Origin of the sequence: Clostridium sp. D5 (genome assembly GCF_000190355.1) — a bacterium.
GTDB lineage: Bacteria > Bacillota > Clostridia > Lachnospirales > Lachnospiraceae > Faecalicatena > Faecalicatena fissicatena_A.
Genome location: NZ_GL870812.1, coordinates 333,461 through 357,117 on the forward strand (window position 1 = coordinate 333,461; position 23,657 = coordinate 357,117).

The 23,657-nt window shown below is 47.3% G+C and carries 18 protein-coding genes; 7 read left to right on the top strand and 11 right to left on the bottom strand.

What is annotated here, in order from left to right; genetic code table 11:
• Positions 1-45 precede the first annotated feature (45 nt).
• From HMPREF0240_RS11640 to HMPREF0240_RS11655, 4 genes are all read left to right on the top strand, one after another.
• On the top strand, positions 46-966 hold the full coding sequence (locus HMPREF0240_RS11640) for a HAMP domain-containing sensor histidine kinase (protein ID WP_009003606.1): 921 nt from the start codon (positions 46-48) through the stop codon (positions 964-966).
• Between the two features lie 96 nt (positions 967-1,062).
• On the top strand, positions 1,063-1,770 hold the full coding sequence (locus tag HMPREF0240_RS11645; protein WP_009003607.1) for an ABC transporter ATP-binding protein: 708 nt from the start codon (positions 1,063-1,065) through the stop codon (positions 1,768-1,770).
• Positions 1,767-4,430 (top strand): FtsX-like permease family protein, encoded by a 2,664-nt coding sequence (locus HMPREF0240_RS11650; RefSeq protein WP_009003608.1) that lies wholly within the window; start codon positions 1,767-1,769, stop codon positions 4,428-4,430. The genes HMPREF0240_RS11645 and HMPREF0240_RS11650 overlap by 4 nt, the downstream gene beginning before the upstream one ends.
• 436 nt (positions 4,431-4,866) lie before the next feature.
• Positions 4,867-5,556, top strand: coding sequence for a YoaK family protein (locus HMPREF0240_RS11655; RefSeq protein ID WP_009003609.1), 690 nt, complete (start codon positions 4,867-4,869; stop codon positions 5,554-5,556).
• Positions 5,557-5,729: 173 nt separating this feature from the next.
• Here the strand turns inward: HMPREF0240_RS11655 and HMPREF0240_RS11660 are convergent, their stop codons facing one another.
• The 8 genes from HMPREF0240_RS11660 to HMPREF0240_RS11695 form a co-directional block, all read right to left on the bottom strand.
• Entirely contained in the window at positions 5,730-6,710 is a 981-nt protein-coding gene (locus HMPREF0240_RS11660; protein ID WP_035313154.1) for an aldose 1-epimerase family protein, read from the bottom strand.
• Positions 6,711-6,787: 77 nt separating this feature from the next.
• Positions 6,788-8,275, bottom strand: a complete 1,488-nt coding sequence (locus HMPREF0240_RS11665; protein WP_009003611.1) for an FGGY-family carbohydrate kinase — start codon at positions 8,273-8,275, stop codon at positions 6,788-6,790.
• 9 nt (positions 8,276-8,284) lie between these two features.
• Complete coding sequence (locus HMPREF0240_RS11670; RefSeq protein WP_009003612.1) at positions 8,285-9,205, bottom strand: class II fructose-bisphosphate aldolase; 921 nt, start codon at positions 9,203-9,205, stop codon at positions 8,285-8,287.
• Positions 9,206-9,231: 26 nt separating this feature from the next.
• The gene (locus HMPREF0240_RS11675) at positions 9,232-10,068 is read right to left on the bottom strand and encodes a carbohydrate ABC transporter permease (protein WP_009003613.1); all 837 of its coding nucleotides are present in this window, start codon (positions 10,066-10,068) and stop codon (positions 9,232-9,234) included.
• A gap of 10 nt (positions 10,069-10,078) precedes the next feature.
• Positions 10,079-10,981, bottom strand: a complete 903-nt coding sequence (locus HMPREF0240_RS11680; RefSeq protein ID WP_009003614.1) for a sugar ABC transporter permease — start codon at positions 10,979-10,981, stop codon at positions 10,079-10,081.
• A 168-nt stretch (positions 10,982-11,149) separates the two neighbouring features.
• Positions 11,150-12,448 (bottom strand): sugar ABC transporter substrate-binding protein, encoded by a 1,299-nt coding sequence (locus HMPREF0240_RS11685; RefSeq protein ID WP_198137791.1) that lies wholly within the window; start codon positions 12,446-12,448, stop codon positions 11,150-11,152.
• A gap of 150 nt (positions 12,449-12,598) precedes the next feature.
• Positions 12,599-13,291, bottom strand: a complete 693-nt coding sequence (locus tag HMPREF0240_RS11690) for a D-lyxose/D-mannose family sugar isomerase (protein ID WP_009003616.1) — start codon at positions 13,289-13,291, stop codon at positions 12,599-12,601.
• 18 nt (positions 13,292-13,309) lie between these two features.
• A complete protein-coding gene (locus tag HMPREF0240_RS11695; RefSeq protein ID WP_009003617.1) occupies positions 13,310-16,000 on the bottom strand; it encodes a glycoside hydrolase family 38 C-terminal domain-containing protein in 2,691 nt (896 codons plus the stop codon).
• Positions 16,001-16,234: 234 nt separating this feature from the next.
• Between HMPREF0240_RS11695 and HMPREF0240_RS11700 the strand changes: the two genes are divergently transcribed.
• Positions 16,235-17,284, top strand: coding sequence for a LacI family DNA-binding transcriptional regulator (locus HMPREF0240_RS11700; RefSeq protein ID WP_035313156.1), 1,050 nt, complete (start codon positions 16,235-16,237; stop codon positions 17,282-17,284).
• Between the two features lie 191 nt (positions 17,285-17,475).
• Here the strand turns inward: HMPREF0240_RS11700 and asnB are convergent, their stop codons facing one another.
• The 3 genes from asnB to HMPREF0240_RS11715 all read right to left on the bottom strand — a co-directional run bounded on the left by asnB (position 17,476) and on the right by HMPREF0240_RS11715 (position 20,898).
• Positions 17,476-19,323, bottom strand: a complete 1,848-nt coding sequence (asnB, locus tag HMPREF0240_RS11705) for an asparagine synthase (glutamine-hydrolyzing) (RefSeq protein ID WP_009003619.1) — start codon at positions 19,321-19,323, stop codon at positions 17,476-17,478.
• A 75-nt stretch (positions 19,324-19,398) separates the two neighbouring features.
• Positions 19,399-19,977, bottom strand: a complete 579-nt coding sequence (locus tag HMPREF0240_RS11710) for a dipicolinate synthase subunit B (RefSeq protein ID WP_009003620.1) — start codon at positions 19,975-19,977, stop codon at positions 19,399-19,401.
• Between the two features lie 6 nt (positions 19,978-19,983).
• Complete coding sequence (locus tag HMPREF0240_RS11715; RefSeq protein ID WP_009003621.1) at positions 19,984-20,898, bottom strand: dipicolinate synthase subunit DpsA; 915 nt, start codon at positions 20,896-20,898, stop codon at positions 19,984-19,986.
• Positions 20,899-21,355: 457 nt separating this feature from the next.
• On the opposite strand from HMPREF0240_RS11715, the gene guaA reads away from it, so the two are divergent.
• The gene (gene guaA, locus HMPREF0240_RS11720) at positions 21,356-22,648 is read left to right on the top strand and encodes a glutamine-hydrolyzing GMP synthase (RefSeq protein ID WP_009003622.1); all 1,293 of its coding nucleotides are present in this window, start codon (positions 21,356-21,358) and stop codon (positions 22,646-22,648) included.
• Between the two features lie 548 nt (positions 22,649-23,196).
• The gene (locus HMPREF0240_RS11725) at positions 23,197-23,571 is read left to right on the top strand and encodes a hypothetical protein (RefSeq protein ID WP_148486327.1); all 375 of its coding nucleotides are present in this window, start codon (positions 23,197-23,199) and stop codon (positions 23,569-23,571) included.
• The last annotated feature ends 86 nt before the right edge of the window (positions 23,572-23,657 follow it).

Below are 23,657 nucleotides of genomic sequence, written 5' to 3' on the forward strand. Positions count from 1 at the left end.
TGGGGGACTCTTGGAAACTCTTGTGGGTAAAGGCGGTAGTGAGTTATGGAATGGATATGGATCGGTATTCTTGGCGTGCTGGCTCTGGTTTTCGCCGGGACTGCGGTGTGGCTTGGGCGGAAAAACAGAAGGCTGTATCAGGAAGTTGACCGGATGATGGATCGGATCCTGGATGATAAAGTGATTGAGCAGACGGATTTAAAAGAGGGTGAGATCTCCGCTCTGGCGGGCAAGGCGAGGCGGATCCAGGAGAAACTGCAGGTTGAGGTGGGCGGCGCACAGAGGGAAAAGGAACAGGTGAAAAGCCTGATTTCGAATATGTCTCATCAGTTGAAAACTCCTCTTGCCAATATTATGATGTACGAGGAAATTCTGGAGGATGAGTCGCTTACGAGAGCGGAGCAGGAGAAGTTTCTGGGCAAGATGAAAAGGCAGTCGGAGAAGGTGGAGTGGATCTTGACTTCTCTGTTTAAGATGGTGAAACTGGAGCAGGATGTGATCGTATTTGAAGCGGAGGGGGCGTTGATCCGGCGGACTCTGCTGGATGCGGTGAACCTGATTTATGATAAGGCACAGCGCAGACAGATTGAGATAGAGACGGAATATTTTCCGGAGTGCAGACTGTATCATAATCCGAAATGGACCACGGAGGTGTTTGCCAATATTCTGGAAAATGCGGTCAAGTATACGCCGCAGTCGGGACGGATTACAATTGGGATGCGCCGGTACGAGATGTACACGGAGATCTGGTTTCGGGATACGGGGATGGGAATTGCAAAAGAGGAGATTACAGAGATCTTCAAACGTTTTTACCGGAGCAGGGCTGCAGAGAACATGGATGGCTCCGGAATCGGCCTGTATTTGTCCAAATTGATTCTGGAAAAGGAGAAGGGGTATATGAATGTGGCTTCTGAACCTGGAAAGGGGAGCTGCTTTTCTGTTTTCTTACAGAACTGTGGGAATTGAATTCTGACAGTTTTGTAAGAATTTCTTTTTTATTTGTAGGATGCATGTAAGTATGCCCTGCTACAATTAAGGACAACAGGAAAGGAGTGTATGGATATGAAAATTTTGGACATACAGCATGTTGATAAAATATACGGTTCCGGGGATATTCCGGTCAAAGCGCTGTCCGACGTGACTCTCTCCGCGGAGCAGGGGGAATTTGCGGCAATTGTTGGAGCCAGCGGGAGCGGAAAAAGCACCCTGCTGAACCTGATCGGCGGCCTGGATGTGCCGACCAGGGGGAAGGTGGTCATAAGGGATCACGATATTGCGGAGCTGAAACGGAAGGAACTGACGATCTTCCGCCGCCGGAATATCGGATTTGTTTTCCAGAATTACAGTCTGATGCCGGTGCTGAATGTGTACGATAATGTGGCGCTTCCGGTTACATTTGACAAGGGAAAATATATGGACCATTCCTATATAGAAGATCTGCTGAAAGAGCTGGGACTGTGGGAAAAGAGAAAGAGTTACCCCAATGAGCTGTCCGGCGGGCAGCAGCAGAGAGCGGCCCTTGCCCGTGCGCTGGCAAATAAGCCGGCGATCATACTGGCGGATGAACCCACCGGCAACCTGGATTCCCGCACCGCGATTGAAGTGATGGGGCTTTTAAAATCCAGCAGTAAAAAGTATAACCAGACAATTTTAATGGTGACACATAACGAGGCCCTTGCGCAGACCTGCGACAGGATGATCCGCATAGAGGACGGGCGGCTGTATGACGGCGAGAGGGAATTCTACGCAAAAGGCGGTGAGGCGCAGTGAAAAATACGATCCGTCTGGCTTTTGCCTATTTGAAATATTATAAAAAACAGACACTGTCTCTCTTTCTGGGGATTGTCCTGTCTGCATCTATACTGACCGGGATCGGATCTCTGATGGGGAGCGGCAGGAATGCTGCGCTTGAAAATGCCCGGGATAAGACAGGGGACTGGCATTATTATGTGCGCTGCGATTTTCCCTGGTTCCCGGAATTTCAGGAGCACACCCAGGGGACAGGATATAAAGTAGAAAAATCAGGTGTTCTGACCATACGTAAGGTGCTGGAAGAACCTTACGAGATAACAATGGCGTATGCGGATTCGGGCTATCTGGACATCATGGGCCGCAGGTTGGAGCAGGGACATTATCCGCAGCAGGAAAATGAAGTGGCAATGGACACGTATACGCTCAGAAACCTGGAAATCCCGGCGGAACTGGGCAGCAGGGTGGAGCTGGACAATGAAGAATTCACATTGTGCGGAATCATTTCCAGTATGCCTGACGCGGACAGTATGCAGGTGCTGGTTGACGAAGACCTGAATTACGGGGCCAATGGAAAGTTTCTGTATATGAAATTTGATGAGTCCCGCAAGGTGTATAAGCAGGCCGCCAAAATGGCAGACACTTTTGGAATTGATAAGACCGGTCTGAAGAGAAATAATGAAACTCTTAAATATCTGGGCGGAGAAGGCGGCACTTCCGTGCTGGAAACAATTAAAACAGGAATTTCCATAAAGGGGGCCGGACTTCCCTATATCTGGTACATACTCAATGAAAACTGGAACCTGACGGAGAAGGTGGTAGTGGCCGCTCTGGGACTGTTCAGTATATTTATTATGTACAGCCTGTTTCAGGTATCCGTTATCCGAAGAATGTCGCAGTACAGCATACTACAGACGGTGGGAATGGGAGAGAAGAGTACCTTTGGTATTCTTGCCGCAGAATTATTTATGATCTTTCTGCCCGGATATCCTTTGGGCTATCTTCTGGGAAATGGTGCGGCTTCACTGATCTACAGAGTCGGGGGCCGGATCTTTGTGTATCCGGAAGACTTTATTGTACATCAAAGCGGCGATACGAAGCTGACAGCAGTGAATCTGCCTGCTCCCGGAAAATTTCATGTTTCCGAAGACATTATTGCGGGCGGTGCAGTCTTCTTCCTCGTGCTGATCCTTCTGATCAGCTTCATACTGGTACGGAGGATGCACAGACTGACCCTCAGGGAGCTTCTTGCCAAAGAAGGCGGGAAAAAAAGAAAGAACCGAAAAATATACAGCATAAAGTTTTCCAACCTGACAGGAGTTCTGACGAAGAAGTTTATGTTTGCAAGAAAAGGGGCATTCATAGGCATACTGCTTTCCCTGTCCGCGGGGTGCCTGCTTTTCCTGGGATCAGCTTATGTGGCGGAAAATACAAGAATTAATAATGAATTGACCTTCAAAGCCGACGATGGCCTGGGTTCTGATATTCAGATCTATCTGGATACAGATGATTTGAAGACGGTCATACCGGAGAAAACGATACAGCAGCTGAAACAGATTGATGGAATCGGAAGCCTCAGTGCAGTCAGGTATATGCTGGGGGAAGTACCGTTTGTGGGAGGGGCTTTCAACTGGCCCAGTTATTATCCGGAAACTGCGGATCAGGAGGATTTTAAACCCGATCCGGTGCTGATGGAGAAGTACAATGGAGTAGCCGTACAGACAGGGGAGAATGATTATCTGCTGAAGGTGAATATTTACGGATATGACGACCAGCTGCTTGACGGCCTGAACGAGTATCTTCTGAAGGGAGAAATCAATCCAGATAACATGCGTGCAAATAACAGTGTGATCTTTAAGACGATCATGGACGGACAGGGAAATTACGACGGCATCGATCTCAAAGCAGGAGATGCCATAACCCTGAAAACGCCGGTCAGTTCAGCGGCCGCCCCAGAGGTGCTGCGCTTTGAATCCGAAGCGGACCAGTACAGGGAAGCAGAGTTCCAGGCAGCCGCAATCACAAGCCGCCCACTGGCAAAGGTAGATGCATTTATAGAAGATGACGGCAAGGACCGGGTCGATATCATTATGACAAATGAGCAGATGGAGAAGAACTTTGGAGTCAGCGGTTACCGGACAGTCAGCATCAGCCTGACAGAGGGCGCGGATGCCTCGAAAGTATCCGATGAAATCCGCAGGCTCACATCCGGAATCGGGAAATGCATTGTGAAAGACTACACAGAGCAGATTAAGACCGAGAACCAATACCTCGCCCAGAAAATGATGTTCTTCTATGGCGTAGGAGCCATTCTCCTTGTCATCAGTTTTCTCCATATTGTGAACAGCATGCAGTACCTGGTAGCAGCCAGGAAACACGAGTTTGGGATACTGAGGGCCATGGGAATCACAGATGCAGGATTCCGGAAAATGCTTGTGAAGGAGGGCATCAGATACGGAGTATACTCCAGCCTGGTGATGGCGGTGCTATACCTGATTGTACAGAAGATTCTGTATTACTTTATGATCCATGTATACCTGTATCTGCATCCCAAAGCAAGTATGTCTCCGCTGCCTATACTGGGAATGGCGTTGGTAAATATCCTGATCTGCGTTGCGGCAGTACTGATCTCGGGGCAGGCTGTACTAAAAGAGCAGATTATCCGGGAAATCAGGACTTAGCGACGAGATTTAGTTTCGGCGCGGGTGGGGGACGCTCCATGAAGGGATAGCCGCAAACCGCCCTAAGAACATACCTGTCCTTTCAAAAATGCGGACACGGACCTAAGAAATTCCAGGCGGGAAACAGCCGCGAAAATGGAGCACAGCTGACACATCGCAAGAAATCCGATGATTTCTCGCGCTGGGTCAGCCGATTTTTCGATTCGGAATCGAAAAATCTCTCCATTTTCGCGGCTGTTTCCCACCAGGAATTTCTAAGGCCCGCTTTAGCGTTTTTGAAAGGACAGGTATGTTCTTAGGGCGGTTTGCGGCTATCCCTGTCATAAAGCGTCCCCATCCGCGCCGTGCCCAAAGCACGTTGCTAAATCTCTTTACTTTGGGTGAGAAGGTCGTATAATAGTGGTGGAAATGTTTTTTTGCGCTGGAGGTTAGATAAATGATTAATTTAAAAGCAAAACAGCAGATGTCGGAATCTATGGTGTTGGCGGTATTATTGACGCTGGCGGGAGGATTTCAGGATGCATATTCGTACAACTGCAGAGGGAAGGTGTTTGCCAATGCCCAGACCGGGAATATTGTATTGCTGGGGCAGAACCTGGCACAGGGTAACTGGGGGACGGCGCTTCATTATCTGATGCCTCTGGCTGCCTTTATTGGCGGGGTATATGTGACGGAATGGGTACACCATTTATATAAAGATTACCAGAGAATACACTGGCGGCAGATTGTCCTGATTGTGGAGGTGGTCTTGCTTGCTGTGGTGGGGATTCTGCCGCATTCTTTTGATGTACTGGCTAATGTACTGATGTCTTTTGCCTGTGCCATGCAGGTTAACAGCTTCCGTAAATTCAGGGGAATTCCCTGTGCTACTACCATGTGTATCGGCAATATGCGAAGTGCCACAGAAATGCTCTGCAGGTATCATATTACAAAAGATAAGACGCTGAGAAAGAAAAGTATGCATTATTATTTTGTGATCTTGATATTTGCTGTGGGAGCAGCGGTGGGGGCAATTATGAGCCGAACCATCGGGCTGCATTCAATATGGATAGCGGGGGGACTGCTGGCCGGAGGATTTATACTTATGTTTTTGAGGGAGGGGGAAGGGGGGAGGCCGCCTGTCTGAAGCGGGATGCCATTCCTAGTTGGGTTATCTGTTTCTCATAATATTGATAACAAATGAAACCTTATTGCGACATTATAGTTACAGGAAAATCATGTGTTCCATCGGAAATGGTACTCTTTAAGCCTCTTTAAGTAAAAGAGAGAGGAGGTGGGAAACTTCCAATTTACGATACCTTAAACTATAATACTATTTTTTATCTCCGTAATTTTCACCTGGTATGTTATGGATTGGCCTGGATCGAGGAATTTTAGCATTCCGGTCTGGCGCATGATATTACGGCCATCAGGATAGCAGTTCCCGCACTCGAGGCCGAGGACGTAGTCGCGGATGCCCATCATTTTCCATTGGGTGAAGCCGTCCAGTTTTTCGGCATCAAATTCGATTTTCAGGCCCTTGTTTCGTTTGGGCTGATAGATGGAGGCCTGGCCGGTTTTGTCTTTGAAACGGTGGTAGTAGCATCTTTCGGTGTAACCTGCCTGGGGCTTATCTATCTTCAGGCAGTTTTGGATGTCTGCGGCGGCGTGGTCGTCTCTGGGCAGTACTTCCCGGGCGGGGATTTCCAGAATGCTGTCTTCGTCCAGAAGGGGATATCCCATGTTCATGTGGTAGAGGATCTCAAAGGGCTGTTTCGTGTCGCCTGTGTTTTCTATGGTATCCTGAACTGTAAATGTGTTTTCCTTTAGGCTTACACAGATTTCACGGTGCATTCTGAGTTTGCGTCCGAAGAGGGTTTCGTCCTGGATCCGGGCGCGTATGATGAGGGACTCTTTTTCTTCGAACCAGTATGCCTGCTCTGCCGGGGTATTGGCTATGGAGCCGTGCAGGGGAAGGATCTCTCCTTCATCCTCGCAGGGGCTTCCCACGGCCTGTAGACCGCAGGTTGTTAAAAAGCCGGCGGTAAAGGATTTGAGCCAGTCGGAACCAGTGGCCTGATAATATGCGGGCGAAACATAACCGCAGGGGGAAAAATAGGACATGTTGCATCCGTCGAAACTGAGCCGGGAGATATCCGCTGCCCGATCCAGGGAAACCGTCATCTCCATGCCTTTGCCGTTACGGATGATAAGCAGGCGCATTCCGTCGCCCCGGCCTCCTGTCAGTCTGTGTTCTTCGATCCCGTACAGCTGGGATTCACATCCGATATATGGGTTCATATAAATTGCTCCTTTCATGGGTTCCGGGCTGAAAAGCTCTGCTTTCAGCCCGGATAATCTTCTATAGACTTTTTATCTTATGAAACAAGCGGTCTGACTGCCTGATACAGTTTCCGGTACCGCTCGTATATTTTGCAGTATTTTTCATGCATGGAAGGATCAGGAGTATATACTTTGCGTGTCTTTACCATTGCATTCTGCGCGTCCTCCAGATCCCGGAAACAGCCCGCCGCGATCCCTGTAAGCATGGCGCTTCCCACGGTGCCGGCATCCAGGGTTTCCAGTGCGGTAATGGGGACGTTCAGCATATCCGCTTTCATCTGCATCCAGACTTCTGAGCGGGCTCCGCCTCCTGTGGCGTGAAGCATCTTAAACTTTACGCCGGATTCTTTTAAGTATTCCATATTCAGCATCATCTCGTAGACAACGCCTTCCATGCAGGCCCTGTAAATATCTCCGGCAGTATGTGCTGCCGTGAGTCCCACAATGGCACCCCGGGAGCCGGTATCCATATAGGGGGTGGCGGCCCCGGCAAAATGGGGCAGAACCAGCAGTCCCGTGGGGCTTTCGGATTCTTTTTCCAGCAGCTCATTTACGGAAATCCCCATTTCTGCAGCCAGCTCTTTTTCCTTTTTGGCTATTGTATCCACGCACCACTGGATCAGGGCGCCTCCGGTATAGGAGAAGGCGTAGCAGACATATTTTCCGGGGATGACGTAAGGAACAGCCGAATAGTTGCCCCGGTACATATCCTCCAGATTTGGCAGTCCGTCATAAACAGGAGTCAGACACTCCACGGTACCTGCCCCGTCAACTGCTTTGTCGGAACTGAACACCCCGGCGCCCACGGCCGCTGCAACCTGATCATGGCTGACGGCTACAATTTTTGTGTTTTCGGCCAGTCCGGTTTTTTCAGCGGCCCCTTTTGTTACGGTACCTGCCAGTGTGCCGGTAAGCACAGGCTCTGACATCAGCTTCATATCTACCCCTGCGGCATCGAACAGCTCACTGCTCCATCTAAGAAATGTGATATCAAACCCCATGGTTCTGCTGGCCAGGGAATAATCAATTTTTGCTTCCCCGGTGAGTGTATATATTACGAAATCTTCCATCAGGAAGATGTGTTTTGCTTTGTTGTAGATCTCGGGATGATGTTTCTTCATCCACATGATTTTCGGAAGGCTGTACATCTCATGGGGCTTCAGGCCTGTAATGGATGCGATGATTTTCCCTCCCAGTTTATTTTCCAGTTCCCGGCATTCCTTCGCACCTCTTGGATCTGTATAGAGCATGGCCCGGTGAAGCGGTCTGCCTTCCCCGTCTGTCATAACGAACGTTTCTCCAAAGCTGGTTACCCCGATGCCTGAAATATCCGGAAACTTGCTGCTCATCTGCCGAATGACATGATAAACACCTTCCAGAATGGCTTCGGCATCGGTCTCATGTTCACCGCTCCCTCTGGAAACCGGATAGTCCTGATATGACTTGTCCAGATATTCTCCGTTTTCATCAAATACTGTCAGCTTACATCCGGTTGTCCCGATATCCAGTCCGGCTATCTTCATATCTGCCACCTACTTTCCTGAAAATACTGTCAGTGCTTTTAAAACATTTTCCTTCATTGCCTGTATGCCCCAGCGTACAATATCGTGATAGTATACCGGTTTTTCTTTGCTCTTTTCCGCGATTGCATAGTACATGATAAACTCTCTGCCGTCTTTTTCAATGGGCATCTGATTCATGTGGAAATGACTCTCGATCTTTTCGCCGCCGGCCTTTGCCATATATGTATAATAATTGATTTTGCGGACACCCTTTTCAATGACTGTGCGGTAGTCCTCCTCACTGACGCCGCTGCCGCCGTGCATGACGAGCGGGACATCAACTCTCTTTTTAATTTCATCCAGGACATGCATGTCCAGTTTGGGTTTGCTGAGGTACAGTCCGTGTGCGGTTCCAAAGGAACAGGCCAGCGCATCGATCCCGGTATCTTTTACAAAGCGTTCGGCATCCCGCGGGTTGGTATATACCTGTTTGGGTTCCTCACCGGAGGGCTCCTCATGATAGCCCAGCTCCCGTTTGCCGAGAGTCCCGATTTCCGCTTCCACGGAGGCCCCTTTCTTGCGGGCCAGACTGACGGCAATACAGGTATTGGCTACATTTTCCTCGTAAGGAAGTGCGGAACCATCGTACATGACTGACGTAAAACCAATGTCCAGCACCCGGTTCAGGTAGTCCAGGTGCTCTCCATGATCCAAGTGTACGCAGACCGGAACCTTTGCGTCCTCGGCGCACTGTACCATGACTTTTCCAATGACTTTGAGAGGGCTGATCTCCTCATGCACTTCCGCATGCATAATGATAACGGGGACGTCCAGTTCCTCAGCAGCCCCGATGACTGCCTGCACGCTCTCCAGATTCGGTGTGTTAAAAGATCCTACCGCTATTTTTCTTGCCTCCGCAATCCGCAGTATTTCTTTCAGGTTTACAAGCATAATAATACCTCCAAATTTTCTTTCTATTATAGTTTTCCGCCCGATGTAGCGATACCTTCGATGAACTGTCTCTGGAAAATCAGATACAGAACAATCATAGGGACGCTGGCGATCAAAGATGCAGCCATCAAATCCGGATAATTTGAGGCATACTGCCCCTGAAGCTGTGCGAGAGCAGAGGAGAGCACCTGAGAGCTTTTTCTTGTGTTTACAATCATTGGCCACATCAGATCTTTATAAGCGAATACTGCGGTGAATATGCTCAGCGCAGTAACAGCTGATTTTGTCAGAGGCATAAAGACGTATAAGAAAATCTGCCCTATATTGCACCCGTCCAGCCTGGCGGCCTCCTCCAGGTCATTCGGAAGCGACATAAATGCCTGCCGTAAGAAAAAGGTTCCAAAAGTTGAAACAAGTCCCGGAAATACCAGGGCGAAAATGGTGTTGGTCATACCCAGATCTGAAACCATCTGATACTGAGGGATCACAAATACCTGCCCGGGAACCATCATCTGCAGCAGAACAACCATGAATGCAAATTTCTTTCCTAAAAAGTTTAAGCGTGCCAGGGCATAGCCGGCCATAGTAGACGTCACAACTGCACATACGATTCTTAAAAGAATAAAGAGGATTGTATTTGCGTATAACTTCAGGAAATCTACGGTATTTGTAACTCTGATAAAGGAATCCAGCTTCCACTCTTTCGGGAAAATAATAAATGGGGCCACTTGTGTTGCTTCGGCATTGGTTTTAAAAGCTGTTAATATCATCCATAAAAATGGGATAAGCATTGAAACAGAAACGATAATCAGGATGATATGAATAAGCAGTTTATTTTTCTTGAATATTTTCTTTGTTTTCATCCTTTTCCTCCTAGTTATACTGTACCCATTTCTTCTGTGCAATCATCTGGATCACCGTTACTACAAGTATCAACAGCAAAAGCAGAACAACCACCGCAGAACCGTAGCCTACATTTTTGTCCATGAACGTGTACTCGTAGAACAAATAGGACAGTGACCGTGTTTTGGTGAAGGCCGGATTACTTCGGTCTATTACCATATATATAATGTCAAATACCTGCAGTGCGGCGATGACTCTGGTAACTGCAACAAAAAAGGTGGAAGGAGATATCAGCGGTACCGTGATGCTGAAAAACTGCCGGATACCCGAGGCACCGTCAATCTCGGCGGCTTCGTAATAATCTTTGGGTATTTCCTGCAGCCCTGCCAGAAACAGTACCATATTGTATCCAATGACGGACCAGATTCCCACAATGGCCAGTGAATATATGGCTATATTGGGATCCGAGACCCATTTGACATTTGTTCCGAATATGTGGTTGATCAGTCCGAACTGAGAATTATACAGCCATTTCCATATCATCGCGATTGCAGCCGGTGCGGCAACCATTGGAAGGAAAAGAATCGTTCTGTATATGGTTCTGCCCTTTATTTTCTTGTTCAGAAGTACTGCAAGCACCAGGCCGAGGGCTATGGAAATCGGAACTTCTACAACTCCGTATTTTATCGTGTTAATCAGTGCCTGCCATACATCCGGATCGTGTATTAATCTTTCAAAATTGTCCAGTCCGACAAAGATGTTGCTTCTGCCGAAATCCCCTGTTTTATACAGGCTCTGTTTTATGGTACTGAGGATCGGAAATATATTTAATATAAAAACGCCGACGATTGTCGGTAAAAGGAAGGCCCATCCCCAAAGGAACTCGCCTCTTCGCCTGCGCGCATTCAGGCCCAGTTTTTTAGATTTTGTCATGCTTTACTCCTTCTTTCGAACATTACGCTGTATAGAAGCCTTTAAAAGTTTTATGATTGGCATGAGAAAACTGCTCACGCCAATCATAAGTAAATGAGACTCCACTTTAATCTTAAAGATATTTAGAGTCAAGGGAGCTGTTTTGCCGTTACAGAACCGGTCTTGCTGTTATTCTTCTGCCAGCAGGTCATTCATATCTTTTGCCGCTCCCTTGCAGGCCTCCTCCATCGAAATCTCCTGTGACCAGGCTTTTCTGAACCAGTCCTGATTCGAATTCTCCCAAACAGTTGAATTCCTTGAATATGGTCTGATTACGGTATCTTCGGTCATATTGATGTATGCCTGCAGGTTGTAATCCGGAGCGCTGTTGATCCATTTGTCGGTAGTTCCCTTGTATGCGCTTAATGTAATGCCAAGTTCAGCCTGTTTTTCCTGTCCCTCTTTAGAACCCAGATATTCCACAAGCTGCCATGCTTCATCCGGCATGGAGGTATTCGCTGAAACGGCCCAGCTGATGCCGTTGTAGATTGACACACGTCTTCCGGTCTCTGCATCTTTTGGAAGTTCTACAACATCTGTGTTTTCCAGCATGTATTCGTTTTTCTTGAAATCGCCGATCATCCAGGAACCAAACGGAACCATGGCTGCTTTTCCGGACTGGAACAGGCCCACTTCACCTACTTCAGCCATGATTTCCTGTGACGGCATAATACCGTCTTTCAGCATGTTTTCAAAGAACTGCATGGACTCAATTGTGGTTGGGTTATCCCAGCCGGATTTCTTTTTATCATCAGAGATTACATAACCGTTTTTTGCGAAAATGAGGTTATAGTATCCGGGCTGTGCGTAAGCGCTGCCGATTACCGTTCCGTATACAGATCCATCGTCTTTTGTCAGTTTTTTAGCTATTTCATAATAATCATCCCAGGTCCAGTCGGCGGTAGGATATTCCACCCCTGCCTCATCGAAGATTGCCTTGTTATACCACATGGCAATGGTATCGATATCTTTTGGAATTGCATAATACTTGTCTTCGTAAGTGTAGATATCCATCAGGTCTTCCGGATAGTTCTCGGGATCAATCTTATCACTTTCTTCGATTCTTTCAGTCAGGTCCATCAGCATGCCGTTTGAGCTGTAACGCTCACTCTCATTTGAATTCATCCAGAAGACATCCGGCAGTGAACCGCCTTCCGCTCCGGCTTCAAGCAGCGTCCAGTATTCGTTGAAGCCCATGACCTGAATCTCTGTATCAATTCCGGTTTCCTCTTTAAAATCTGCCAGGATCTGTTTCAGACCTTCCTCCTGCGGCGGGTCCCAGATTGCAACAGAGAGTTTCCCACCATTGTCTTTTTTGCCGGAATCCGCATCAGATGTATCGGCGTCTTTATTAGAGCCGCATCCTGCCATTCCGATAACCATGCTTGCTGCCAGCAATCCTGCCATAACCTTTTTACTGTTTTTCATTCCTGTTCCTCCTTTTTGATTAAACACTCTATTTGTCGGCCTCATCTTCTGAGGCAAGAGTTTCTGTTAGTGTATCCGTTCAATATGTATTCATGTGTAACAGTTCAGACAGGTCTGAACCGTTATATTCATGTGCCACATCTGTTATTACTACTTATCGGCCTCCATATCTGAATAGTCCTGGTACAGCAGATATAAGGGTTCTTCATCTTCCTCAATCGCCGGAAATCTTCCCGTTTCTTCGAGAAAACGATTGTCCGTCCTGTCATCATTCACCTTGGAGACTTCTCCGACTAATACGGTTCCATGTCCTTCTTCTCCCCAGAAGCTGTGATACAGCCCCGGCTGAATGGTAATGCTTTCCCCTGGCTGAAGGCGGATCGTGCTGCCCGCCGGAATGGTGTCTGTGAAACCGTCTTTATAGACAGTGACCTCTGAGGTTTCATCCAGTGTTTCGTCCTTGGTGGCATTGTAGACTTTTACAATGAGGTTGCCCCCGCCTCTGTTAATGATATCCTCCATTTTCTGCCTGTGGAAATGATACGGAGTCACCTGGTTTTCATGGGAGATCAAAAGCTTTTCTGCATATGGCTTGGAGTACTCGTCGCTTTCCAGAGAACCATTGCGGATTGTAAACATCAGCAGGCCGATTTTTTCATAATCTCCATGTCCAAAGTCTGTGATATCCCAGCCCAGCATATTATCTTTGATTTCTTTATAACGCTCGTCTTTTTTTGCCCATTCCTCCTTATCCCAGAATGCAAATGGAGGCAGCTTGAAATTCATTTTGTTGATAAATTCAATTTCGTTTTCTATAATGTTATTTAATTCTGATCGTTTCATCTTGTCCCTGTCTTCTTTCTATTTATATATTCTAAAACTTACTATTTCTTTTGGTTCAAAACTCATTGAGAATCTCCCCTGTTCTGTTTCAATCTCTTCGATCCTGGTTTCATCCAGGTTGACTTTTTCAACAGAATAACCGCCGTTATTGTCATTCAGCTGAATCGCGGCATCCGTTTTTGCGGTGAGAGGATTGTACACTCTCAGAATCATTCCTTTCTGATCCTCGGCCGGTTTTAATGCTGAGAATAATACCGTTCCTTCTATATTAATAAAGGAATGTTCTAACCCCAGATTCTGCTTTGGCGCCTTATAATCCGCCAGAGATTCTTCCTCCAGGAAATCTCTTTGTACCGTGCATAACGGATGGCGGAATTCCTGTACTTTATCCAGTACGGCTTCATAGCCTCCGTCATGGGGTAGAAAAGCATAGCGGTAGGAGTGTTCTCCAATCATCTGGGCCGCGTTCATTTTGAATTTATCCCCATATCTCATGGCACCCACATGTAAGTGATCTACGGCTCTTATTAAAGTGATGGATACGGTGCGGCGCATCGGCAGTACTTCGAATTCTGTAATGCCGTCTCCCGCAACGGCAGCCCCTGCAGTCTGGTCTGTAATGCCGCAGAAATCAAACATGGGATGGTAGCCCACATAAGCTTCATTGGAGCCTGGTTCAATATCATTCACATTTTCCGGCTGAACCGGGCGGGTGATTACATCAAATGGCAGACCCGAATAAGTCTCATCACTGTCGATATCCGTTGGAAATGCCACGCGCAGGCGGTGGTCCTTTGCCTGATTATCGATGACTGTTTCAAACTCTACACTGCGGCTGTCTTTCCCAAGGATCACATCGGTAACAATCTTTGTCTCAGCAAGCTCTGTGCTTCTGGACTGTTCGTCAGGTGCAATGCTTTTTGGTATACGGAATGTCTGCCTGATCCGGATGATCCCCTGGCAGGCATTATTTTCGACAATTTCCAGATCCATGTCCCTGCCTGAGCTGACAAACATGGCATCCCCGACGGGCGGGATATGCATAAAGCCGCAGCCGTTTTCCCCTTCATCGTAGAAACGATGGATCTGTCTGTAAATTTTGCCTGTTTTCTTGTCTGTCACATCCAGAGTTCCGTCACTGTTGACCTCAACTGTGAGATATTTGTTATCCAGTGTTGTGAGGCCTTTTACAATACCCTCGACCGGTTTTGTATGGGGCTTTGCGTAACGAATCTCATATGTTTTGTATCCCAGTGCCGGGATGTTTTCAAAGTTTGCTGTTACGGTATAAATCAAAACCGGAATCTCGGTTGTATAACCATTCGCCGGAACATATTTCAGCAGCGTGTTTTTACGGACTTTCTGAACGAAAACCGGAAGTTCGGTACCGGCATCATATAAATGAGGCTGCGTATTCTTATATGCCTCTTTGTCGGCAACAGTAATTTCAAATGTGATGGTTTCGTTTCGCTTATGAGGCAGGGGGTTATAGATCATAACTGCCTCGTCCGTTACTCCTTTCATTCTGCGGAACAGGCGCTGTGCTAATTCTGTATGCATCTCTTCTGTAATCTGCTCCGCTTTTTCAAACCGTGTCATAACTTCCCGGTAGGCGGGATCCGGCATTGCGCAGCAAAGACTGTCATGGGCCTGATTGGTCAGCATATATTCCCAGGCTTTTTTCAGGAATGCAAAGGGAAGTTCTTCTTCGCCAAGGCTCTGCAGACAGGCCATCAGTGGTTCCACCTGGAATTCCAGTTTATCTTCCAGCCTTCGATTGAACTTTTTCACGTCCATTCTGGTAGATTGAGATGCCGGCAGAATCAAGATCTGGCGGGGGTCACGCAATTCGCCCTGATATAAAGCCGGTTCCTGGGTTAATGTATCCTCAACGCTTTGAATGTATTTTGCAAAAGTACTCTGTACTGCAGTAACGTCCGGATAAAGCTCGGAGATCTTAGCCAGTGTTTCTTTCATTCTGGGGTTTGCCCACATATGGTCAACACCGTTGAGAATCAGCAGCTGTGGTGCGATGGCTCTTTTGCGCTCGTCGTTATCTTCAAAGATTACATTGAGCTGAGTCTGCAGTGAAGGCAGGATCACCTGGTCACCCAGTGCAGGAATTCCGATGGCTTCCTCTCTGTCAGATAATGCCATACCATTGTTGTAACTGTTTGGCATGCAGCATACCATGACCTTTGTGCCGTCTGTGCCTTCCCATTTAAAATAATTGGGACAGCCGTTCGGCATCCCCCTTGCACCAATAAGATGTGTCATACCAAACTGTTTCATCATCTGGGGCAGCTGAGCGTGGTATCCAAACATGTCGGGCATGTAATTAATGGAAGCCATTTCCATGGTGTCTGCGTACTTTAACATCTCTTCTTTTCCGCGGAGCAGGTTGCGCACCTGCGCTTCGGCATCGGACATATATACGTTTGGCTGTGTATACCAGGGACCAAGCAGAAGTCTGCCTTCGCTGATCAGCTTACGGACTTCCTCTTCACGTTCGGGACAAACTTCAAGATAATCATCGATCATCAGCGTATGTCCGTCAGCGATAAAATACTCAATCGTGTTGTCATTCATCAGATCTAAAAGACGGGACATCATCTTTCCCAGACGATACCGGAATTCTTCAAAAGTAAAATACCATTCTCTGTCCCAGTGAGTGTGAGGTACAACATGGGCTAAAAATTCTTTTTCCATATCCTCTTTTCCTCCTTGATTTTTAAATATCCGTAACTAGTTATCGTGTTCCAAATGGATTAAATTCATTATACGTGTATCGATACACGTTTGTCAATTATGCAATGTGCTACATTAATCTGTGTCGTTTTTAGTGATAATATACAGTTTTTTGTTTTTGATTGACTTCTCCAAATTAGTGAAGTATCATATGAATCACCAAAGGGTAAAAAACGATAATTAGGGGGGATTCTCTTGGCTGTTATAAAAGATGTTGCTGAAACCGCCGGACTTTCTGTCTCGGTTGTGTCTAAATATTTGAAAAATCCCGATAGTGTAAGACCGGATACAAAGACCAGAATTGAGAAAGCAATTAAAGAATTAAATTATGTACCAAGCGCCCAGGCACAATCGCTTCGCACCGGCCGGACAGGCATGATCGCGGTCATCAGTCCGAATGTAACAAACCCGTTTTTCGCTGAACTATTCAGTATCATCCAGTCGCAGGCGGCCAAGGTGGGGTACATCGTTGTCTTACAGACGATTTCATCAATCAAGAAGACGAATGACGAACCGAATGAACGCTTTTCTACGTTTTCATCACTTATACGGCATGTGGACGGTATCATTGTCTGTTTTCCGGATGATGACAACGTGATCTCCTTTCTAAGACACCAGTGGAAGAAGCAGCCTATAGTTGCCCTGAACTGGAAAGCGGACAAGAAGGCAGATATCAATCTTTTAGTCGATGTCGAAGAAGGGATTTATAAAATCACCAATTATCTTATTTCCATAGGGCGGAAGTCAATCGGATATATAGGGGCGCCCGAGGACAGTGTCACGTCCAGGTCAAAGAAGAATGGATATCTCAGGGCAATGGAAGAGAACCGTCTGGAGATCCGGCCTGATTTTATTTTCCATGGACCGTACAATGTGGAAACGGGGTATTTCGGCACTCAGAACATGTATCAATCGTCAGAAAGACCCGATGCAATCGTAACGGAGGCGGATATTTTTGCGTTCGGAAGTATCAAATACTGCCACCAGAACAGAATAAAAACACCCGATGACGTGGCTGTGACTGGTTTTGATGATCTGCCTATGGCAGCCATGTCACATCCTTCATTGACGACCATTTCACTTCCCATTAAAGACATGGGAAAGCAGGCTGTAGAATGTCTGTATTCGCTGATTTTCAAAAAAGAAATCGATCCATCCGGCCTGAATCCTGACTATCGAGCCCAGATTGTCATCCGGCAGTCTACGGACTTAAACTATGACAGCGTGAATGATATCAGGCGGTAGTTCATGTGGCAGTTTATGTAGCAATTCACGCAGCAATTTAGGGCGGGAGCTATGTGGCGGGCAGCGTTACATAATTTTGTGTTTTGTGTGAGGATGAACGAAGAACGTTTTAACAATTAGTTTATTTATAAAGACAGGAGCTACCGGCAGTTGGCCGGTAGCTCCTGTCTTTATTTTCCTGTGGTTGTCTTTTAAAGGCTGATTTTATAACGATCCAGCCAGTAATTGACCTGGAGCATATAGGCCAGCATCTGGGGACCGGCCATGAGCTGTCCATACCATGGTTTTCCGTAGTCGGACGGGCTGTTCATAAATGCGTGGACTTTTTTGGTATCCAGCAGGGATCGGATCGGGGCATTGGGATCAGCCAGGACTTCTTTCAGCTGGTCACCAAGCAGGTTTTCATATGCGGGATCGTAGGTCTTTGGGTAGGGGCTCTTTTTCCGCCAGAGGATTTCTTTTGGGAGGAGTCCTTCCCCTGCATGTCGGAGAAGGCCTTTTACGATGCCGTCCGGGCACTTCATCTGCCAGGGAACATTGAAGATATATTCTACGATCCGGTGGTCTGCCAGGGGAACCCGGGCTTCCAGTCCGTTGTACATACTGGTGCGGTCCATCCGGTCGAGCAGGGTAACCATGAACCAGCGCAGGTTGAGCCAGGCGATTTCACGGCGTCTTTTTTCTTCCGGTGTGTCTTCCGCAAGGAGTGGTGTCTCGTGGATTGTTTTCTCATAAGCGGCATGGGCGTATTCTTCCATGTGCAGGTCCTGGATCAGGCTGTCATCCAGGAGCGTCTGTCTGGGCTCCATACTTCTGGACCAGGGGAAGGCATCGGTCTCAAAAGCCTCCTTGTTGTGGAACCAGGGGTAGCCGCCGAAAATTTCATCCGCGCATTCTCCGGTCATGGTCACCTTGTTGAAGTCCTTCACCTGGGAGCAGAAATACAGCATGGATGATTCCACATCTGCCATACAGGGCAGATCCCTGGCATCCACGGCTTTGTACAGGCAGTCCAGCTGGTCCTGGTTTGAGCATTCCAGATATCTGTGGCTGGTGCCTGCAAATTCAACCATCTTATCCACATAAGGCCGGTCCTGGCTGGGCTGGAAGGAGTTGGACTGGAAGTAACGGTTGTTGCCCACAAAATCAAAGGAAAAAGTGTTCAGCAGCTTTCCCTGCTTTTTCAGCTCTCTGGCACAGATTGCAGTGACCAGGCTGCTGTCTACGCCGCCGGACAGAAAGGTACTGATGGGAATGTCTGAGAGCATCTGCTTCTTGACTGCATCCTCTACAAGCCATGCGGTTTTTTCGATGGTTTTCTCCATGGAATCCTCATGGGGGCGGCTCTCCAGTTTCCAGTAGAATTCCTCCGTGCAGGAAGTTCTGTCGAAGGTGATGCACTGGCCGGGGAGGACTTCCAGAACATCTTTAAAAACACCCTTGCCGTATGATTTGGCAGGCCCCAGGGCAAAGACTTCACAGAGTCCGCTTGCGTCCAGCACCGGTTCAACACCGGGATAGGCAAACAGTCCTTTGATTTCCGAGGAGAATACAAGCGTTTTCCCTGTCATGGTGTAAAACAGCGGTTTAATGCCAAGCCTGTCGCGGAACAGGTAGAGTTCCTGGGGAACAGAGTCCCACAGTGCAATGGCGAAGATGCCGTTCAGCTTTTGGATATAATCTTTTCCGTGGAGCATATAACCTGTCAGAACGACTTCTGTATCGCTGGACGTACGAAAATCGGCGCCCTCCAGGATGAGTTCTGCCTTCAGCTCCGCCATGTTGTATATTTCTCCGTTAAATACAATCGCACATTCACGGCCCTGTGTCCTGCGGATCATGGGCTGATGCCCGGTCTTCAGGTCGATGATCTCCAGCCTTACATGTGCCAGAGCACAGATCGGACTCAGATAAGTACCCTCATCGTCGGGCCCTCTGCGCTTCTGGGCGCGGTTCATTTCCTCCAGTATATGTTTCCACTTTAGTTCCTCTGTTTTGTAATCCATGTAAGGGTTAAAAAATCCGGCAATTCCACACATTTTTTCTTCTCCTTTTTCATATAAATGTCATATCTTCTTCCAGACAATTCAGATTATGACAGGGTGCCCTTCGCTTTACCGGATGACAGGCTGATACTGGCGTCCTTCTAAAGCGGCTTCCAGAGCGGGAATGAGAAGCTCCGTGTGTGCGATCATGGAGTTTGGTTTTTTCTTCGGATTATCCTGGCCGAACGGGATGAAATAGATATTTTTGGCATTCAGCAGGAGGCCGATATTTTTCATGTTCATGCCCAGGGCATCGTTGGTGGAAATGGAGATGAGAAGCGGTTTGTTATTCCTGAGGTGGGCCTTTGCCGCCATCAGGACAGGGGTATCGGTGATGCCGTTTGCCAGTTTGGCAATCGTGTTTCCGGTACAGGGGAAAAGCACGAGGATATCCAGCAGACTGCCGGGGCCGATCGGCTCTGCTTCGGATATCGTCATCATGGGATGGACCCCCGTGATGTCCTCAGCTCTTTCAATAAACGTTTCCGCTCTGCCAAAGCGGCTGTCAATGCTGCTTGAGGCGTCGGAAAAAATGGTCTGGACCAGGGCACCTTCGTCTACCAGACTCTGAATTCCGACAAATACTTTCTCATAGGTGCAGAAGGAGCCGGTCAGGGCCACTCCAATGGTTTTTCCTTCTAAAGACATATTCAATCACTCCTTATTAATTTGAGTCAGTTCCTCTTGGGAGAGCAGGGATTCGATGGTTTCTTTTACCGCCTTCGCCGAGGAGGAAGGGGCATATTTTCCGGGCAGTCCGGGACACAGAACCGCGTTGACTCCAAGCTTCTGTGCCTCTTTATAGTCGACTCCGCCGGGGGCAGATGCAATATCAATGATCGTGGCGGAACTTTTCAGATTGCCAAGCACCTCCGCAGTAACGACAGGGGCAGGAATCGTATTAAAAATAAAATCAAAGCTACCCGTGCGTTTCGGCAAAGTGTCCAGGGTTACGGAACCGTCTGCCGCAACAGAGGCCTGGGCACATTCCTGCTCATTATCGGTACAGACAAAGACATGACAGCACATTGCCTTCAGATACTGGACAAGTGTGCGGCCGCATTTTCCATATCCCAGAACAGCACAGCTGCTCTGGCGGAGATTCTGGGGGCTTCTGGAAATAGCCTCGCACAGGGCGCCCTCCGCGGTTGCAATCGTATTGTAGTAAGCGAGGGAAGTGTGTTCCATCAGATCATGAACAGAAACACCTTTTTCCAGCGCGGCATCCCTGAAGGCTTCCGGGATACAGCCCGAAAAGAAATGGCATCCGGGGCGCAGCGCGGTGAGCAGTGCATCCAGATGCAGACAGCCGTCCAGTGCGTTCTGACTGATATCACGCCCATTTTTGCTGAGCGGAATCGGACCGATAACACACCGGGATCCGGCACAGGCTTCTTTCAGCCCGGAAACTCCGGCTACAAAGGAGGCATCGGAGTATCTGCGCTCATCCGGCGCTGCCATCAGGGCATAGTGACATACACGGTTCTGATGGTGGGCCAGTTCCTCCGCCAGATATACCTGCCGCATATCTCCGCCGATGACCGCGTAATCGTATTGGGGATATTCCATATTGAAACTCCTGACAAAATACAATTTTAATTATTATATGCAGAGAGAAAAATATGTTACTATTCACGGGCCTATGAGCGGTGCATAGTAACGGTATCTGGCTCATTAAAAGTAGTCTGTGGCGGGGAGCCAGATGCCCACCCCCATCACTTTATTCGCGCGGATGCCCCGCAGCGGGGTACACGGCTCCGTGAACAGTAACAAAAATATGTGCTATTTCTATTTCTTAGATGGAAAATAAAGGCGTGTTCAGTTATAATAAAAAGGTATGGGGCCGCAGGAAATACTTTTGGCCTTGCATTCATGAGCCGGTTCTGCATACAGAAGAAACTGTTTATAATAATTTGTATGCCTGACTCATCAAAAAAATATGGAAAAAACGAACGAATATATTATGGGCCGGAATCCACAGGGGAATCCGGTTCCGGTTCATGGTATAAGAAAGAGAGGAAAACAAATGAAACAGGACATGATTGTTATTCTGGACCTGGGAAGTACCAACAATACTGTGCTTGCCCGTCAAATCCGCAGCCTTGGCGTATACAGTGAGATTCACCCTCACGATATTACCGTGGACGAGCTGAATGCACTGGACAATGTAAAAGGAATTATATTAAACGGCGGTGAAAACCGCGTTGTAGACGGACAGGCAGTCGATGTCAGCCCGGCATTATACGAGTGTGGATATCCGGTAATTTCCGTAGACCACCCGACCGCAAAATGTGAAAAGCAGTACGACGAGCTTCCAGATGATGAGACGATGAAAGAGTTTATCTTCGACCAGTGCAAAGCAGAGGCAAACTGGAATATGAAGAACTTTATTGAGGACCAGGTTGAGCTGGTGAAGCGTCAGGTTGGGGATAAGAAAGTCCTCCTTGCTCTTTCTGGCGGCGTTGACTCTTCTGTAGTAGCGGCGCTTTTGATCAAAGCAATTGGCGGGCAGCTGGTATGCGTCCACGTGAACCATGGACTGATGCGGAAAAATGAGTCTGAGAGCGTTGTGGAAGTCTTCCAGAATCAGCTTCATGCGAATTTGATTTATGTGGATGCAACGGATAGATTTTTGGATAAACTTGCAGGAGTTGCAGACCCGGAGGAGAAGAGAAAGATTATCGGCGGGGAATTTATCCGCGTATTTGAGGAAGAAGCACGGAAACTGGATGGGATTGAATTCCTGGGACAGGGAACCATCTACCCGGATATTATTGAGAGCGGAACGAAGACTGCAAAGATGGTGAAGTCTCATCATAATGTTGGGGGATTGCCGGAAGATCTGCAGTTTGCGCTTGTAGAGCCTCTGAAACAGCTGTTTAAGGATGAAGTGCGTGCCTGCGGTATCGAACTGGGACTGCCGGGAAGCATGGTATACCGCCAGCCATTCCCGGGGCCGGGACTGGGCGTGAGGTGCCTGGGGGCTATTACCAGGGAGCGGCTGGAGGCTGTCAGGGAGTCTGATGCTATTCTGAGAGAAGAGTTTGAGAAGGCTGGACTGGATAAGAAGGTTTGGCAGTATTTTACGGTTGTACCGGATTTTAAATCTGTGGGGATGAAGAATCATGAGAGATGCTTTGAGTATATGGTGATACTGAGGGCTATTAATACAATTGATGCTATGACTGCTACGATTGAGAAGGTTGACTGGGATGTGCTGGAGAAGATAACCGAGAGGATATTGGGCGAGGTGGAGAATGTGAATCGGGTTTGCTATGATATGTCACCTAAGCCGCCGGCTACTATTGAGTTTGAGTGATGAAATGACTTTGAAAAGTCCAGTGTTTATGCAGGTTGCAAGCATATTTGTTTAGCGTATGGCAACGATTTGGCAACATTTGGCTCTATATTCAAAGAATAATACTTCAATAACATAGGGAAACCTTACTGATTTTCAGAAATGAAGCTGAAAGTCGGTAAGGTTTTTTTGCTTATTTTTTCTTTTTGCTTTCCTTTTCAAATTCCTCAACGAGCATATCACTAAGTTCCTGAGAAGGAAGATGTACCAAATGCTGAGAGGTATCGAATTTAGGCTAGTTGTAACGCCATTGGTCATATTCTTCTTTTGTGATTTCACCACGTTCCAGTTTGGCGGCTTCTTGCTGCCATGCACGGAACATATCAAACATGGATGTAAAGGTTGAATAGTCTGATTTATCCAGTCGGAGGCTACTGAGCGAGTTTGGACAGGATACAGAAAAAGCTGTTCAATACATTCCCAATACTTCTAAAAACTGTAGAACTTGCATGGAGAACTATCCGGCGCAGGCATATCTTCTCTGTAACAATACGGGAGAATTGTATTCGTTGGATCTATTTGAAAATGGCGAGGAAACAGATAGTGATTCTGGTGGAACAAAAATGAGTTTTGGATACGATGAGATTAGTGAGACGGGTATTCGCATTACGAAAAGTCCGGGACAGAAGGTGGGAACTGCTACGGTTCAGTCTGAACGTGGTATTGTGAGTGTGCAGAGGATGAAATCGCTGTTTTGTGATGAGTGTATATATAAGATACTTAATGCCAGTAAAAGTAAATTGGTGGAAGGGGTTGTTATTTTTGATGCGGATAAGAAATTATTCTATCCGGTAAATGAAGGAACGGTGAAAATAGGGAATTATGATATGGAGATAGAATATAATAGATATGGAGATTATAATATTGGCATTAAGGATAAATAAGAATGATAATAGTGTAAAAAAGCTATTTTAATTTTGGTTAACAAATTAGAAAACGAAAGAATGCTGTTTGTGCTATTTATTATTGT